Source organism: Leucobacter chromiireducens subsp. solipictus (genome assembly GCF_016758195.1).
In the GTDB taxonomy this organism is placed as follows: Bacteria; Actinomycetota; Actinomycetes; order Actinomycetales; family Microbacteriaceae; genus Leucobacter; species Leucobacter solipictus.
Map to the genome: position 1 here is coordinate 112,951 of NZ_QYAC01000001.1, position 12,782 is coordinate 125,732.

Sequence of the window (12,782 nt, forward strand, 5' to 3'; positions counted from 1 at the left end):
CGCTAAGCTGAGGGCATGTCTCACGCAGATCCTTTCCTCGCCAAGCTGGAGCGCGCCCGCGTCGCCGCGCAGTCGCTCGCGACCGTCACGACCGCGCAGAAGAACGCCGGTCTCGAGGCGATCGCGCGCGCCCTGGAGAGCAGCATCCCCGAGATCGTCACGGAAAACGCGAAGGACCTCGCGCTTGGTGCCGAGAACGGCATCGGGGACGGCCTGCTCGATCGCCTAAAGCTCGACGAGGCGCGGCTGCGCGGCCTCGCTGAGGCCGTCCGCGCGGTGATCGCCCTGCCGGATCCGGTGGGCGAGGTGCTGCGGGGCTCGACCCTCGCGAACGGGATCAAGATCAATCAGGTGCGCGTGCCGTTCGGCGTGGTCGGCGCCATCTACGAGGCGCGGCCGAATGTGACCATCGACATCGCCGCGCTCGCGCTCAAGAGCGGGAACGGTGCGGTGCTGCGTGGTGGCTCCGCGGCGGAGAACAGCAACCGCGTGCTCGTCGCCCTGATCCAGCGCGCCCTGCACAGCGTCGGTCTGAACGGCGAGGCCGTCCAGACGATCGACGAGTTCGGTCGCGAGGGTGCGTCCCGGCTCATGCGTGCCCGCGGCTACATCGATGTCCTGATCCCGCGGGGGAGTGCCGGCCTGATCTCCACCGTCGTGCAGGAATCAACCGTGCCCGTGATCGAGACCGGATCGGGTGTCGTGCACGTCTTCGTTGACGCGAGCGCCGACGAGGAGATGGCCGTCGGGATCGTGACCAACGCGAAGACGCACCGGCCGAGCGTGTGTAACGCGGCGGAGACGCTGCTCGTGCATCGGGACGCCGCGGAGCGGATGCTGCCGCGACTCGCGCGAGCGTTGCAGGATGGCGGCGTCGAGCTGAGCGGCGACGAGGGTGCCCGCGAGCGGGCCGAGGGCCTGCTCCCGGCGACCGACGAGACCTGGTCCACCGAGCACCTGGCGCTCGCGATGGGCGTGCGCGTGGTGGACTCGCTCGACGAGGCGCTCGCGCACATCGCGCGCTACTCCACGAAGCACACCGAGGCCATCGTGACGCAGGACTATGCGAATTCCGAGCGCTTCCTCGCGGAAGTGGATTCCGCGGTCGTCATGGTCAATGCGTCCACGCGATTCACCGACGGCGGGGAGTTTGGCTTCGGTGCCGAGGTGGGGATCTCGACGCAGAAGCTGCACGCGCGCGGCCCGATGGGGCTCGCGGAACTGACCAGCACGAAGTGGCTGGTGCGTGGCGGCGGCCAGATCCGCTGACGCAACGCGGTACACTGGAAGACAGTATTTCTATCCGTCACGAATGCAGGGGTTTTCATGTCACTTCTCGCCACGATGGCCGTCGCCGCTGAAGCGGGCCACCACGTCGTCAACGAGCTGCCGTTCCCGGCACCCGTCTACGGTGTCATCGCCTTCGTTGTCTTCACGGCCCTCGCCGCGGTGACGTTCTCGTTCCGCGACGTGGCAAACCGTCACGCGCAGAAGGCAGAGGCATACGCACGCGAGCATGGCGCTCAGCAGCACTAATTCTTCCCGTCCCGATGCGGCGCGCCGTCGCCGCATCGGGGTGATGGGTGGAACGTTTGATCCGATCCACCACGGGCACCTCGTCGCAGCAAGCGAAGTGGCACACCACTTCGAGCTCGACGAGGTGATTTTCGTACCCACCGGACGCCCCTGGCAGAAGAGCAACGTCTCGCCCAGTGAGCACCGGTACCTGATGACGGTCATCGCCACGGCCTCGAACCCGCGCTTCGCGGTGAGCCGCGTGGACGTCGATCGATCCGGCCCGACCTACACCGTCGACACGCTCCGCGACCTGCGCAAACAGTACCCCGATGCGGATCTGTTCTTCATTTCGGGTGCGGACGCGGTGCAGCAGATCGTGAGCTGGAAGGACGTGGATCAGCTCTGGGAGCTCGCGCACTTTATTGCGGTGTCGCGTCCCGGGCATGAGCTGTCGCTTTCAGGTTTGTCTGGGAAACACGTAAGCTTGTTGGAAGTTCCCGCATTGGCGATCTCGTCAACTGACTGTCGTTCGCGGGTAGCGAGGGGATATCCGGTGTGGTACCTCGTGCCGGACGGTGTCGTGCAGTACATTGCAAAGCACGAGTTGTACACCGAGGAAGCGACTGAGGATGACTGAGCAGGACGAACAACGACCGCTGACGCGGCGTGAACTCCGTCTGCGGGAGATGGGTGAGACCGGCGCGCTTGACCTCTCCGAGGTTCAGGCGGTCGAGCAGGACGCGCCAGCACCCGCGGCACAGCCGGACGCGCAGCAGCTTGAGATCGAGATCTCGCCGCTGCACGAAGACGGCACCCCGCGGAGTCGGCGCGAGATGCGCCAGCTCCGCGAAGAGGCGCTTGCGGCCCAGGCCGCTCAGGCTGCCGAGGCTGCGCCTGCCGAAGCGGCACCCGCCGAGGCGGCACCTGTCGAAGCCGCGCCCGCCAAGCCCGAACCGGTGGAGGCCGCACCGGCCGTGGCACCCGAAGCTGACGCGGATCCCGTGGCGGCATCGGCGGAAGCCAGTGAGCCGGCCGCACCCCTCACGGGGGAGATGGACTTTGACTCCCTGATCTCGCCTCCCACGGAGCCGTTCACGGTCGACGAGCTGCGCCAGGCGGAACACTCCGCCGATGAGGCCGCGCCCGAGGAGCGCGCTGCGGGCGACGCCGCAGCGGACGCCGACGTTGCGGCCCCCGCCGAGGACGCGGACTCCGCCGCGGACGCTGCGGAGCCGGTTGAGGCAGCTGAGGCATCCGAGCCGGCCGAGGCAGCCGAGCCGGGTGACGCGGCGACTCCCGCCAAGCCCAAGCGCCGCTTCCCCTGGAAGAAGAACCGCGCAGAGGACGAGGCTGACGCCGCGTCCGACACTGTGGCGGATGCCCCGGCGGCAGATCCTGCACCGGAGGCCCCCGCCGAGGCCGCACCCACCGAGGTCATCACCGGCATCGTCGTTGACGAGGCGCCGGCCGATTCCGGTCCCGAGACGATCGAGGTGCGCCCGGAGCCCGCGACCGCAGCCACGCCCGTGCCGGACGTGGTCGTGCCGAGCGAGGACGCGCCCGAGGTGCTTCCCGTGGCCCCCACGTCGGAGGCTCCGGTGGCGAAGCCCGACGCGGAGCCCGCACCCGCTGAGCCCGCGCCCGCGGAACCGGTGAGCGCCAAGCCCGCATACTCGTTCCCCGACATCGCTCCGCCGGAGGAGTGGCGCTCGGTGTTTGACGATCCCGCCACGCGGACGCAGCCGGGTGCCACGGGCACCGAGACCGGCGGCGATTTCGACGACCTCATCTCCCGCGCCGTGGCGCAGGAGGGATCCACTGCGGGTTCGAGCACCTCCGCGCTGATCCTGCCCGCGATGCCCGAGGACACGGGCGGTCTCACCGGCCCGCTCGGCGGGACCGGTGATCTCTACGTGACCGGCTCGCTGAAGCTCCCGAAATCGCTGGGGGAGACCGGTGGTCATTCCTCGCTGCACGACTCGATCGAGTTCGATCCCATCACGGGGGCGGCGACCGAGGATCCGCAGACCACCGGGCAGGGGCCCGCTCCGGTCTCGGCTCGCCACGCAGTGAGCGCCCGCATGGACTCGAGTATTCCCGTCGTCGCGAAGCCCGCCAAGGAACGCAGTAAGCTTCCTCTGGTACTCTCGCTCACCGGCGGTGGCTTGCTTGTCGCTGTTGTGGCCCTGGGCGTCTGGGGCGCGAGCAACGGGATGTTCGGCTAACTCCGACTCCACCCGTTCCACGACCAATCAAAGGAACTGAACTGAACACGCAGACCACTCCGCGGCGAGATTTCCTCGCCGACCTCGCGATCGCCGTGCGCGCCGCCGACAAGATCGGTGCCACGGCGCCCGTCGCGCTCGAGGTCACCGAACACTTCGGCCTTGCCGACGCGTTCCTCATCCTGACCGGCAGCGTTGAGCGCAACGTGCAGGCCATCTCCGACGCGATCGAGGATGCCCTGAACGAGTCCGGCGTCCGCACGATCCGACGCGAAGGCCGCGAGAGCGGGCGCTGGATCCTGCTCGACTTCGGCGATCTCATGGTGCACATCTTCCATCAGGAGGAGCGCGACTTCTACCAGCTCGAACGTCTGTGGCAGGACAGCCCGGTGATCGACGTCACCGGCATGCTGGAGGTCCCCGCGGCCGCCGGCACCGACGCCTCGGAGCCTGGCGCATAGCGCCACGCTCAGGGCGCGCCCGGGATCACAGGATTTGCATCGGTACCCGGGCCGTGCGGTAGAGTAGAGGAGTTGTCGGGGGAGCATTCCTCCGACTTCCACGGGTCTGTGGCGCAGTTGGTAGCGCACCTGCATGGCATGCAGGGGGTCAGGGGTTCGAATCCCCTCAGATCCACTCGTGAAAGGTCCGGCTTACGCCGGGCCTTTTCTTGTTTCGGGGATTCGCGCGGCTCTTGTGAACGCTGCGCGTCCACTGTGAAAGATCCGCGCCCCTCAGATCCAGCACGAAGCGTCCCGCCCTTGCTCTGGGAGTCGGGCTCCCCTCAGGACCGGCCGCCCTCCCGGAAGAGGATCCACATGAGGTACGCCCCGCCGAGGCACACGGTGACCGCCCCGACCGGCAGAGTGGCGTGGGGGAGCGCGTGCTGGGCGATCAGATCGGCCCCGGAGAGGAGTACGGCCCCCACGAGCGCGGCGCTCACGAGGTCGAGCGCGCCGCGTCGGCCGGTGATGCGCGCCGCAATCGGGGGAGCCGCGAGCGCGACAAACGCGATCGGACCGGCCACGGCCGTCACGAGCGCGGTGAGCGACACGCCAACGACCACGATCCCCGCCTTGCTGCGTTCCACGGGGACGCCGAGTGCGGCCGCGGTGTCGTCGCCGAGCTGGAGCTGGCGCAGGGGCCCGGCGAGCCACGGCAGCGCGCACATGAGGGGGAGCGCGATGGCTGCGGAGGCGAGGAGCACGGGCCACTCGATGCCGTGCATGCTCCCCGCACCCCACACCGCGGCTTCGGCCGCGAGGGCGAGATCGACGTGCACGGAGAACCAGACATTCACTGAGGAGAGCATCGCCGAGACCGCGATCCCGACGATCACGAGCCGGAAGCCGCCCATGCCGCGCCGGTAGGCGAGCAGGTAGATCAGGGCTGCGGCTCCGAGGCCGCCCGCGAGCGCGCCGGCTGCCTGCGCGCCGTACCCGGTGTTCCCGAGCATGAGCATGGCGACCACACCGGTGTACGCCCCGGTATTGAGTCCCACGATGTCGGGACTTCCGAGCGGGTTCCGGGTGAGCGACTGGAACACGGCACCGCTGACCCCCAGGCACGCGCCGAAGAGCGCGGCGGCGATCGCACGCGGGGCGCGCCACTCGACGACCACCATGCGGTTGATGCGGTCACCGCCGGGGATCAGCGCCTCGACGAGCTGATCGAGCGTGAGCGCTCGAGAACCCAGCGTGAGCGCGGCAAGGGTGCACGCGATCAGGGCGAGGACGAGCGTGAGCTGCACGAACAGAGCCCGCCGCGTCGTGCGACGGCTCAAGCGGCCCACGCGGAGCACCACGGTGCCCGTCATAGCGCACCGACTCGTGACCCGCGCACGAGCGCGATCAGCACGGGCGCGCCGAGGAACGCGGTGACGACCCCCACCTGCAGCTCGGCGGGGGCCACGACGATGCGGCCGAGCACGTCGGCGGTGAGCACGAGGACGGGGCCAAGGACGAGTGAGAACGGCAGGATCCACCGCTGGTCCGGCCCCACGAGGAAACGCACCGCGTGCGGCACCATGAGCCCCACGAAGCCGATGGGGCCCGCGGCCGCGGTCGCGGCCCCGCACAGGAGCGTGACCGCGAGCATGCCCCGGACCCGGGTCCACCCGACGCGGGATCCGACCGAGCGTGCGAGGTCGTCACCGAGCGCGAGCGCGTTCATGCCGCGCGCGCAGCTCAACGCGAGGATCAGCCCCGCCGCAATGAACGGCAGGATCACCGTGATCGTTCCGTCCGGGCGGTCGGCGAGGGTCCCGGCACCCCAGAACCGCATGCGATCGAAGACCTGCGTGTTCAGCATCGCGAGCGTGTGGGACATTCCCATCAACACGGCGCTCAAGGCGACGCCGACGAGCGTGAGCCGGAGCGGCGTAGCCCCGCCGGATCCGCGCGCAGCGACCGCGTAGACCACGGCCCCCGCCACCACCGCCCCGAGGAACCCGAACCAGAGGTAGTCGGAGATCCGCGTGACCCCGAAGAGCGACACCCCGAGGACGATGGCGAAGCCGGCGCCCGCGTTGACACCGAGGATGCCCGGATCCGCGAGCGGATTGCGGGTGAGCCCCTGCATCAGGGCTCCGGCAACGGCGAGCGCGGCACCGATCAAGAGACCCAGGAGGGTGCGGGGCACCCGAAGGGTGAGGATCGTGGCGTGGTCGATGCTGCCGTCCGGGCTCGTCAGCGCCGCCCACACGGTGCTGAGCGGGAGCGCGGCCGAGCCGACGGCGATGCTCGCGGCTACCGAGGCGCAGAGGAGCAGCGCGGCGACGGCGAGCCACGCGAGCCGGACGCGCGCGCGACCGGTCGCACGCGGTGCCCGGGCGGGCATCGAATCGGGCACGGGCGATGGTGCAGCTGTCGTCAGGGGTGTCGTCACGGGCGTGGTGCGGGTCACGAGTGACGTGCGGTGCGGCTGAGCTCGACGCGCTCGATGCCCCACCCGAGCTTGGCCCGGGTTCCCACACGCCAGCCCGCGGTTTCGGCGAGCTGGAGCACCTGCTCTGGGCCTCGCGCGGGGACGCCGACCGCGGCGTAGTCGCGGAGCGCGTGCGTCGCACCCGCGGCCTCGCTCAGGCCGTCCGGGGTGAGCCGTTCGACGAGGAGCGCTCGCGGCGCGACGTCGCGGAGCGCGCGGAGGAGCGCGACCACCTCAGCGTCGCTCCGAATACCGAGGGCGAGGGCGGTGACGACGAGGTCCTGTTCCTGAGGCTGCGTGGCGGAGAACGCCCAGTCGCGTTCCCCGGCCGCCGCGCGCAGTGCCGCGAGGGGGCCGGCCGCCTCGTGAACGGTAAGGATTCGCCCGGCGGGCGACTCGGCAACGGCGGCGAGCTGGATCGCGCCCGGACCCGTCACCGTGATGCGCTCGGCCCCCGCCCACACCGGGTCCTTACCCAGGCCCGTGAGGACGTGCGGCAGCGATCCGGCCTGCTCGATCAGCTCCTCGAAGTACGCGGGTTCCGCATGCGCGCTCGCGAGCAGTGAGGCCCCGTGCGTGTGCTGCCACGCCGAACCGCCCTCGGTGATTGCCTCGGGAAGCGCCGCGAGCGCGAGCACCTGCGCCGCCTCCACCCCGCTGTAGTCCTCCTGCGCGTGCTCATCCTCGCCGAGCTCTTCGCCCAGCCGGTCGAGGGCGTACCGGCCGCCGCCCGCCTCGCGCAGCACCCCGGCCTGCGTGAGGCATGTGAGGAGCGGCATCAGCGCCGTGGGGGACTGGGCGCTCACGCGCTCCGCGAGGGCACCGAGCGGCAGGGGCCCCGCCGCGAGCGCGTCGAGCACGCCGAGCCGGAGGGCCGCTCGAACCGCGAACCAGAGCACCGGCGGCTCCGGGAGCGCCGGCGTCGCCGCTCCGGCGGAGGCGGCCTCCTCCTGGTGATGGTGCCAGTAGCCGGTGATGTTGACGTGTGACTTCGGGGCACCGAGCGCGCGAGCGATCCGTCGCACCGGGAGGAGGGCACGGCTCTCCGCCGCCGCCCAGATGTAGGGCGTTCCGGGAAGCGGGGGCACCCGATCAATGGCCGCGGCGAGCGCGCGCTCGTCGGCGGCGTCGGCCACGACCCACTCGATGCGGTCGGCGTCGCGGAGGCTGAGCTGTTGCTGCGCCGCCGCGTCGGTGATGGTGATGACCACTCGGGCCGGGGCGGCCACCGGTCGCTCGGCCAAGAACCGCGCGATCGCGGGGAGCGCGGTTTCATCGCCGGCGAGCAGCACCCAGTCCGCATCCGTCGGAACGATCGTCGATGATTTGGGGCCCGCGAACCAGAGTTCCGATCCCGGTCGGGCGTCGCGCGCCCAACTCGCGGCGGGCCCGTCACCGTGCATGACGAAGTCGAGATCGAGTTCGCGGGTGACCGGGTCGAAGCGTGTGGGCGTGTAGTCGCGGCCCTGGCGCGCCTCGGAGGGGCCCCATTCGATTCCGTGCGCGAGTTGCACCGGGAGCGCCGCGGCAATGTTGCCGTCGGCGGCGAAGATGAGCTTGACGTGATCGTCGAACCCGGGGGAGGCGAAGGGGGGGTCGGGCAATCCCGTCCTGGGTGAATGCCCCGAGCTGTTCGCCGGTGAGCGTCACCCGCCGCATGCGCGGCGTGAGGTCGGTGACGGCCGCGACGCGGACGCAGCGGAGCACGAGCGGGTGGACGATGAGGTCGTGGTGTGCCATATCGGTGAGCCTGCGCCGGGTGGCCTAGGAGAACTGGTCCTCGATGATGTCGAGCAGGGCGAGCGCCTTGTCGTAGTCGCCGCGTACCGTCCAATAGGGCAGGTCGTAGGCGTGGCCCTCCGAGAACGCCCGGGTGCCGGCCCACACGGGTTGTGTGGCGAGCGTCGCGACGTCGGTCGTGTCGGAGTTGAAGCCGGTGATGAACAGCGTGGGGATATCCGCGAGCAGCTGGCCGACCTGTTCGGTGGAGAGCGTCGCCATGTCGCCGCCCGGGTTGTACGGTTCCAGTCCATGCTCCGCGACCAGCGGCGCGGCGGTGAAGCCGAGGGCCTCGAGCTCCTGCGGCAGCCCCGTGTCTTCGAACAGGAGGTACGGTGTGCCCTCCGCGGTGATCGTGAGCACCGAGGCCGGGGTGGCCGGGACCTCGATGGCGGCTTTCACCTCGGTGACTCGATCCTCGTACGCCGCGAGACGATCCTCGTAGTCGTCTTCGCGACCGAACACGTCATCCGCGATGAACGCAAACTGCTCCTGCCAGGTGGTGAGATCCTTCCCGACGATCACGGTCGGCGCGATCTGCGAGAGCTGGTCGTAGCTCTTGGACGCGAGGCCGTTCGGCAGCCCAAGCCCGCCGGCGAGAATGAGGTCGGGTTCGAGCTCCAGCACGGCCTCGAGGTCGAAGCCGTCCATGCCCCAGGTGATGAACTCGGTGTTGTCGTCCTTCGGGCCGTCACCCCAGAGTTCTGAGAACGCGGGGTTGTGGTCGAAGTCTTCCGAGGTGGTGCCCACCACGGGGACGTCGAGGTTGTAGAGGTAGCCCGCGAGCGCGTAGTTGAGCACGACCACGCGCTGCGGGCTCGCCGGAACGCCGACCTCGCCCTGATCCGTCGCCACCGTGCGTTCGGTCTGCTCGGTCACCGCGGCGGGGGCCGACTCGGAGGCCGGAGTCGATGCGCAGCCGCTGAGGAGGAGGGCGGCACCCAGGAGTGCAGCGGCACACGCGGTGGACGGTTTGCGGGAACGCAGGAGCATGACTTCTCACTTCAGATCGTGAACGAGTGGGCAATGCGGGGCCCCGCAGTAGGCGCGGCCCCATTCATATGATGAAAGTCAGGCTACACTTTGTACGCGACGTGGAGCGGCCAGAATCCGCGCAAGATCGGCGAAACCCGACACCGCGTGTGCACCAATGCGACATCGCCGAACGTCGGCGGAAGGGAAGACCATGCTGCGCGCCGATCTCCTCTCAGTGGTTGCGGAGAACGCCGTGCGGTTTCTCGGCCACGACACGCACGCGCACGAGGAGCCGCACCTCATTCACGTGGTGAGCGGCACCGCCGATCTTGTCGTGGCGGGCCGCGAGATGCGACTCGGTCCGCGGGAGAACCTGTGGCTCGCGCCCCGCGTGCCGCACTCCGCCCGGTACTCGGAGGAGAGTGTCGTGTTCGGGCCGTTTCTCTCCCCGCACACGATCCCGCAGGCGCGGGTGCAACTGCTCGGGATCGTGCCGGAGCTGAGCCGGATCGTGGCGACCATTCTGGGTGCCGGCCCCCGCACGAGCGCGGAGGTGCACCGTTTCCGCGTCGCGCTCGACGAGGTCCTGAACGCGATGCGACAGGAGTGCTTTCCGCTCGTGGAGCCGACGCATCCGGCGGCGCGGTGGGTCGCGCGCGAGAGCATTGCGGGCGGTGTCGGGGGGCCCGCAACCCTGGAGGCCCTCGCGGCGCGCGCCGGCACGAGCCCCCGGCACATTCAGCGTCTGTTTCGTGAGGAGACGGGGCTCTCGTTCCGCAGTTGGCGGGCGCGTGCGCGGCTCAACGTCGCCGTCGCCCAGCTCCGTGGGGGAGCGCCGCTCGCCGCAGCCGCTCGCACCGCGGGGTTTGCGACGCGGCCGGGGATGCTGAACGCCCTCTGTCGGGAGACCGGCCTGGCGCGCGAGGAGCTCGTGCCGGATCCGCTCGGCGCGCTCGAGCGGTGGGCCGCTGCCCGGATGGGGACGCTTGGCGCGTGAGCCGAGGCGGGTGGCGCGGGCCGCGGACGTGTGTCGATCCCGTGCGGTGACGCACACCTACGCTAGACAGTGCCAATAAGGTGCAATATGCTGCACTTTATGGAAGAAGAAGCAGCGGAGGCACTGGCGCGTGCGATCGGTTCGCGGGTCAAGCGCGAACGCAAGGGGCGTGACTGGACACTCGACCAACTCGCTGCCGCGGCCGAGGTGAGCCGCAGGATGCTGGTGAACGTCGAACAAGGATCGGTCAACCCCAGTGTGGGGACCCTGCTGCGGATTTCGGACGCGCTCGGCATCGGTCTCCCCTCGCTCGTGGAGGTGCCCACCCCGCTCGCGGCTCGGCTCACGCGTGCCGGAGAGGGGGCCGTGCTGTGGGCCGGAGCCGGTGGCGGTCAGGGTGTACTTGTCGCGGGCACAGAACCGCCTGACGTGGTCGAACTCTGGGATTGGACACTCATGGCCGGCGAGTACCACCGGAGCGAGCCACACAGCGCAGGTACGCGAGAGCTGCTTCAGGTCCAGGAAGGGACCGTGGACCTTGCGGTTGGAGACGAGGTCTTTACCCTCCGGAGCGGGGACGCGCTCACCTTCCGCGGAGACGTCGCGCATGCCTACCGCAACGAGACCGCGGAATCCGCGCGATTCGTGCTGACCGTGTTTGAGCCAGGCGTGGGTGCCTCCCGCCGATCGGAGACGGGACATGCCTAACACCGTGACTCCGGAGCAGTTCCTGGCCGCCGCCTCCGTTGACACGTCGGTGTTCGAATTACGCCCTGAGTACCGGGCACGATTGGTGGTCATCGACGGGCTGGACCCTGAGTCCGAGAGGCGACGGAACGGTGCGGTCGTCAACTCGATCTCGGCGCTGCACCAGATTCCGTTCGGTGGCGAGGACTTTCGCCGATACCAGGACCCGGCGAGACTCATCCGAAGCCTCGGTACGGAACCGTTTGACATCACGCTCAACGGGGAACTCGCCACCGCACACCCGGAATCGGGGGAGGTCGTGTGGCGTGACGATGCTGGCGTCACCTGCCGTCGCTGGAATTGGCGGCAGGGTCACCGGACCGCGTTTCTCAGCGCCGACGTGCAGGCGTCTCACCGCCTGATTCGTGCATGATGGCACGGAATCGTACCGCGCCCACGATTCCGCCGTGGTCGATGGCGGTCGTAGCGATGCTCGCCGTGCAACTTTCCAACGCCCTCTCGGTCCCGCTGATCGAGCACGTGGGGGCCGCGGGTGCCGCCTGGTTGCGGATGTCATGTGGCGCCGTGTTTCTCTGGCTGATGGTTCGTCCGCCGGTGCGCTCATTGCGTCGCGGGGACGTCCCAACGCTCATCTCGCTGGGCGTGGTGACGGGGTTCATGACGGTGTTCTTCCTTGCCGCTGTCGAACGAATACCGCTCGGTACCGCCGTCGCGATCGAGTTTCTCGGCCCGCTCACGGTTGCTGGACTCATGAGTCAGAACCGGAAGGCACTTCTCTGGCCGTGCGCCGCGTTCGTGGGTGTGCTGCTTCTCACCGAACCCTGGAGCGCACAGTTCGACCTGGGGGGTGTGGGGTTCGCTCTCGCCGCCGGTGTGTGCTGGGGGACCTACAACCTCCTCACCCAGCGCGTGGGGGACCGGCTCTCAGGGATCAGCGGGCTGTCGCTCACCATCCCGGTCGCGGCACTCGCCACGCTCCCGGTCGGGCTTCCGCAGGTCATCGGGGGTGAGTATGCCTGGTGGCTCCTCCCTGCTGCCGCGGGAATCGCGTTCCTCACCCCGGTGATCGCATTCGGGATGGAGATGCTCGCCCTCCGCCGTATGACGCACACCGCCTTCGGCACGCTGCTTTCCCTCGAGCCCGCATTCGGAGTCCTGATCGGACTTCTGGTGCTCGCTCAGCAGCCGTCGGCGTTGCAGCTCCTCGGAATCGCGCTGGTGGTGGGTGCCGGTGCCGCGGCACAGCGGGGCGGCCGGCGGAGCCCCGAACTTCCCGCTTCTTCGACGACTCCAGAGAAAGGACACCGATGAGTACCACACCGAGGTACAGCTCCACGTTTATCTTCGAGACCAAGACCCTCACCGCTGAGTTCACCCGCATCGACAGTGAGATCGCGGACCGAGCTCGGCAGATCCCGGGTTTCCTCGGGGAAGAAGCCTGGCACAATCCGACCACCGGCCTGCACGCGGAGGTCTACTACTGGGCAGACATGGATGCCCTGCGTGCGCTGGTGGGCATGGACACGCATCGACTCGCGAAGTCCCGATACGGTGAGTGGCTTGGCGAATACCGCGTCGTGATCTCCGAGGTGCAGGCTGTGTACGGCAACACAGCCCTGGGCCTCGAACATCAGCCGGGCGGGGACAAGCCATGA

General features: G+C 69.4%; 14 protein-coding genes and 1 tRNA gene. 11 read left to right on the forward strand and 4 right to left on the reverse strand.

Annotation, left to right across the window (positions count from 1 at the left end):
* Positions 1-15: 15 nt before the first annotated feature.
* The 6 genes from D3230_RS00505 to D3230_RS00530 all read left to right on the forward strand — a co-directional run bounded on the left by D3230_RS00505 (position 16) and on the right by D3230_RS00530 (position 4,379).
* Complete coding sequence (locus D3230_RS00505) at positions 16-1,269, forward strand: glutamate-5-semialdehyde dehydrogenase (RefSeq protein WP_202343065.1); 1,254 nt, start codon at positions 16-18, stop codon at positions 1,267-1,269.
* A 57-nt stretch (positions 1,270-1,326) separates the two neighbouring features.
* Complete coding sequence (locus D3230_RS00510) at positions 1,327-1,536, forward strand: hypothetical protein (RefSeq protein WP_202343066.1); 210 nt, start codon at positions 1,327-1,329, stop codon at positions 1,534-1,536.
* Positions 1,517-2,155, forward strand: coding sequence for a nicotinate-nucleotide adenylyltransferase (gene nadD / locus D3230_RS00515; protein ID WP_202343067.1), 639 nt, complete (start codon positions 1,517-1,519; stop codon positions 2,153-2,155). Before D3230_RS00510 ends, nadD begins: the two co-directional genes overlap by 20 nt.
* Positions 2,148-3,743, forward strand: a complete 1,596-nt coding sequence (locus tag D3230_RS00520) for a hypothetical protein (RefSeq protein ID WP_202343068.1) — start codon at positions 2,148-2,150, stop codon at positions 3,741-3,743. Before nadD ends, D3230_RS00520 begins: the two co-directional genes overlap by 8 nt.
* A gap of 95 nt (positions 3,744-3,838) precedes the next feature.
* Complete coding sequence (gene rsfS / locus D3230_RS00525) at positions 3,839-4,204, forward strand: ribosome silencing factor (protein ID WP_337249020.1); 366 nt, start codon at positions 3,839-3,841, stop codon at positions 4,202-4,204.
* Positions 4,205-4,306: 102 nt separating this feature from the next.
* Positions 4,307-4,379, forward strand: a tRNA-Ala gene (locus D3230_RS00530).
* Positions 4,380-4,527: 148 nt separating this feature from the next.
* Here the strand turns inward: D3230_RS00530 and D3230_RS00535 are convergent.
* From D3230_RS00535 to D3230_RS00550, 4 genes are all read right to left on the reverse strand, one after another.
* Positions 4,528-5,559, reverse strand: coding sequence for a FecCD family ABC transporter permease (locus D3230_RS00535; RefSeq protein ID WP_202343069.1), 1,032 nt, complete (start codon positions 5,557-5,559; stop codon positions 4,528-4,530).
* The gene (locus D3230_RS00540; RefSeq protein WP_337249021.1) at positions 5,556-6,593 is read right to left on the reverse strand and encodes an iron chelate uptake ABC transporter family permease subunit; all 1,038 of its coding nucleotides are present in this window, start codon (positions 6,591-6,593) and stop codon (positions 5,556-5,558) included. The genes D3230_RS00535 and D3230_RS00540 overlap by 4 nt, the downstream gene beginning before the upstream one ends.
* A 50-nt stretch (positions 6,594-6,643) precedes the next feature.
* Positions 6,644-8,272, reverse strand: coding sequence for a siderophore-interacting protein (locus D3230_RS00545; RefSeq protein ID WP_202343070.1), 1,629 nt, complete (start codon positions 8,270-8,272; stop codon positions 6,644-6,646).
* A gap of 160 nt (positions 8,273-8,432) precedes the next feature.
* Positions 8,433-9,440, reverse strand: coding sequence for an ABC transporter substrate-binding protein (locus D3230_RS00550; RefSeq protein WP_202343071.1), 1,008 nt, complete (start codon positions 9,438-9,440; stop codon positions 8,433-8,435).
* A 193-nt stretch (positions 9,441-9,633) separates the two neighbouring features.
* On the opposite strand from D3230_RS00550, the gene D3230_RS00555 reads away from it, so the two are divergent.
* The 5 genes from D3230_RS00555 (at position 9,634) to D3230_RS00575 (ending at position 12,782) form a co-directional block, all read left to right on the forward strand.
* A complete protein-coding gene (locus D3230_RS00555) occupies positions 9,634-10,419 on the forward strand; it encodes a helix-turn-helix transcriptional regulator (RefSeq protein ID WP_202343072.1) in 786 nt (261 codons plus the stop codon).
* Between the two features lie 99 nt (positions 10,420-10,518).
* Complete coding sequence (locus D3230_RS00560) at positions 10,519-11,127, forward strand: helix-turn-helix domain-containing protein (RefSeq protein ID WP_202343073.1); 609 nt, start codon at positions 10,519-10,521, stop codon at positions 11,125-11,127.
* A complete protein-coding gene (locus D3230_RS00565) occupies positions 11,120-11,539 on the forward strand; it encodes a hypothetical protein (protein ID WP_202343074.1) in 420 nt (139 codons plus the stop codon). Before D3230_RS00560 ends, D3230_RS00565 begins: the two co-directional genes overlap by 8 nt.
* Entirely contained in the window at positions 11,536-12,438 is a 903-nt protein-coding gene (locus D3230_RS00570; RefSeq protein ID WP_420029007.1) for an EamA family transporter, read from the forward strand. The genes D3230_RS00565 and D3230_RS00570 overlap by 4 nt, the downstream gene beginning before the upstream one ends.
* Positions 12,435-12,782 carry an antibiotic biosynthesis monooxygenase family protein gene (locus D3230_RS00575; RefSeq protein WP_202343075.1) on the forward strand — a complete coding sequence of 116 codons (348 nt, stop codon included), beginning with the start codon at positions 12,435-12,437 and terminating at the stop codon, positions 12,780-12,782. The genes D3230_RS00570 and D3230_RS00575 overlap by 4 nt, the downstream gene beginning before the upstream one ends.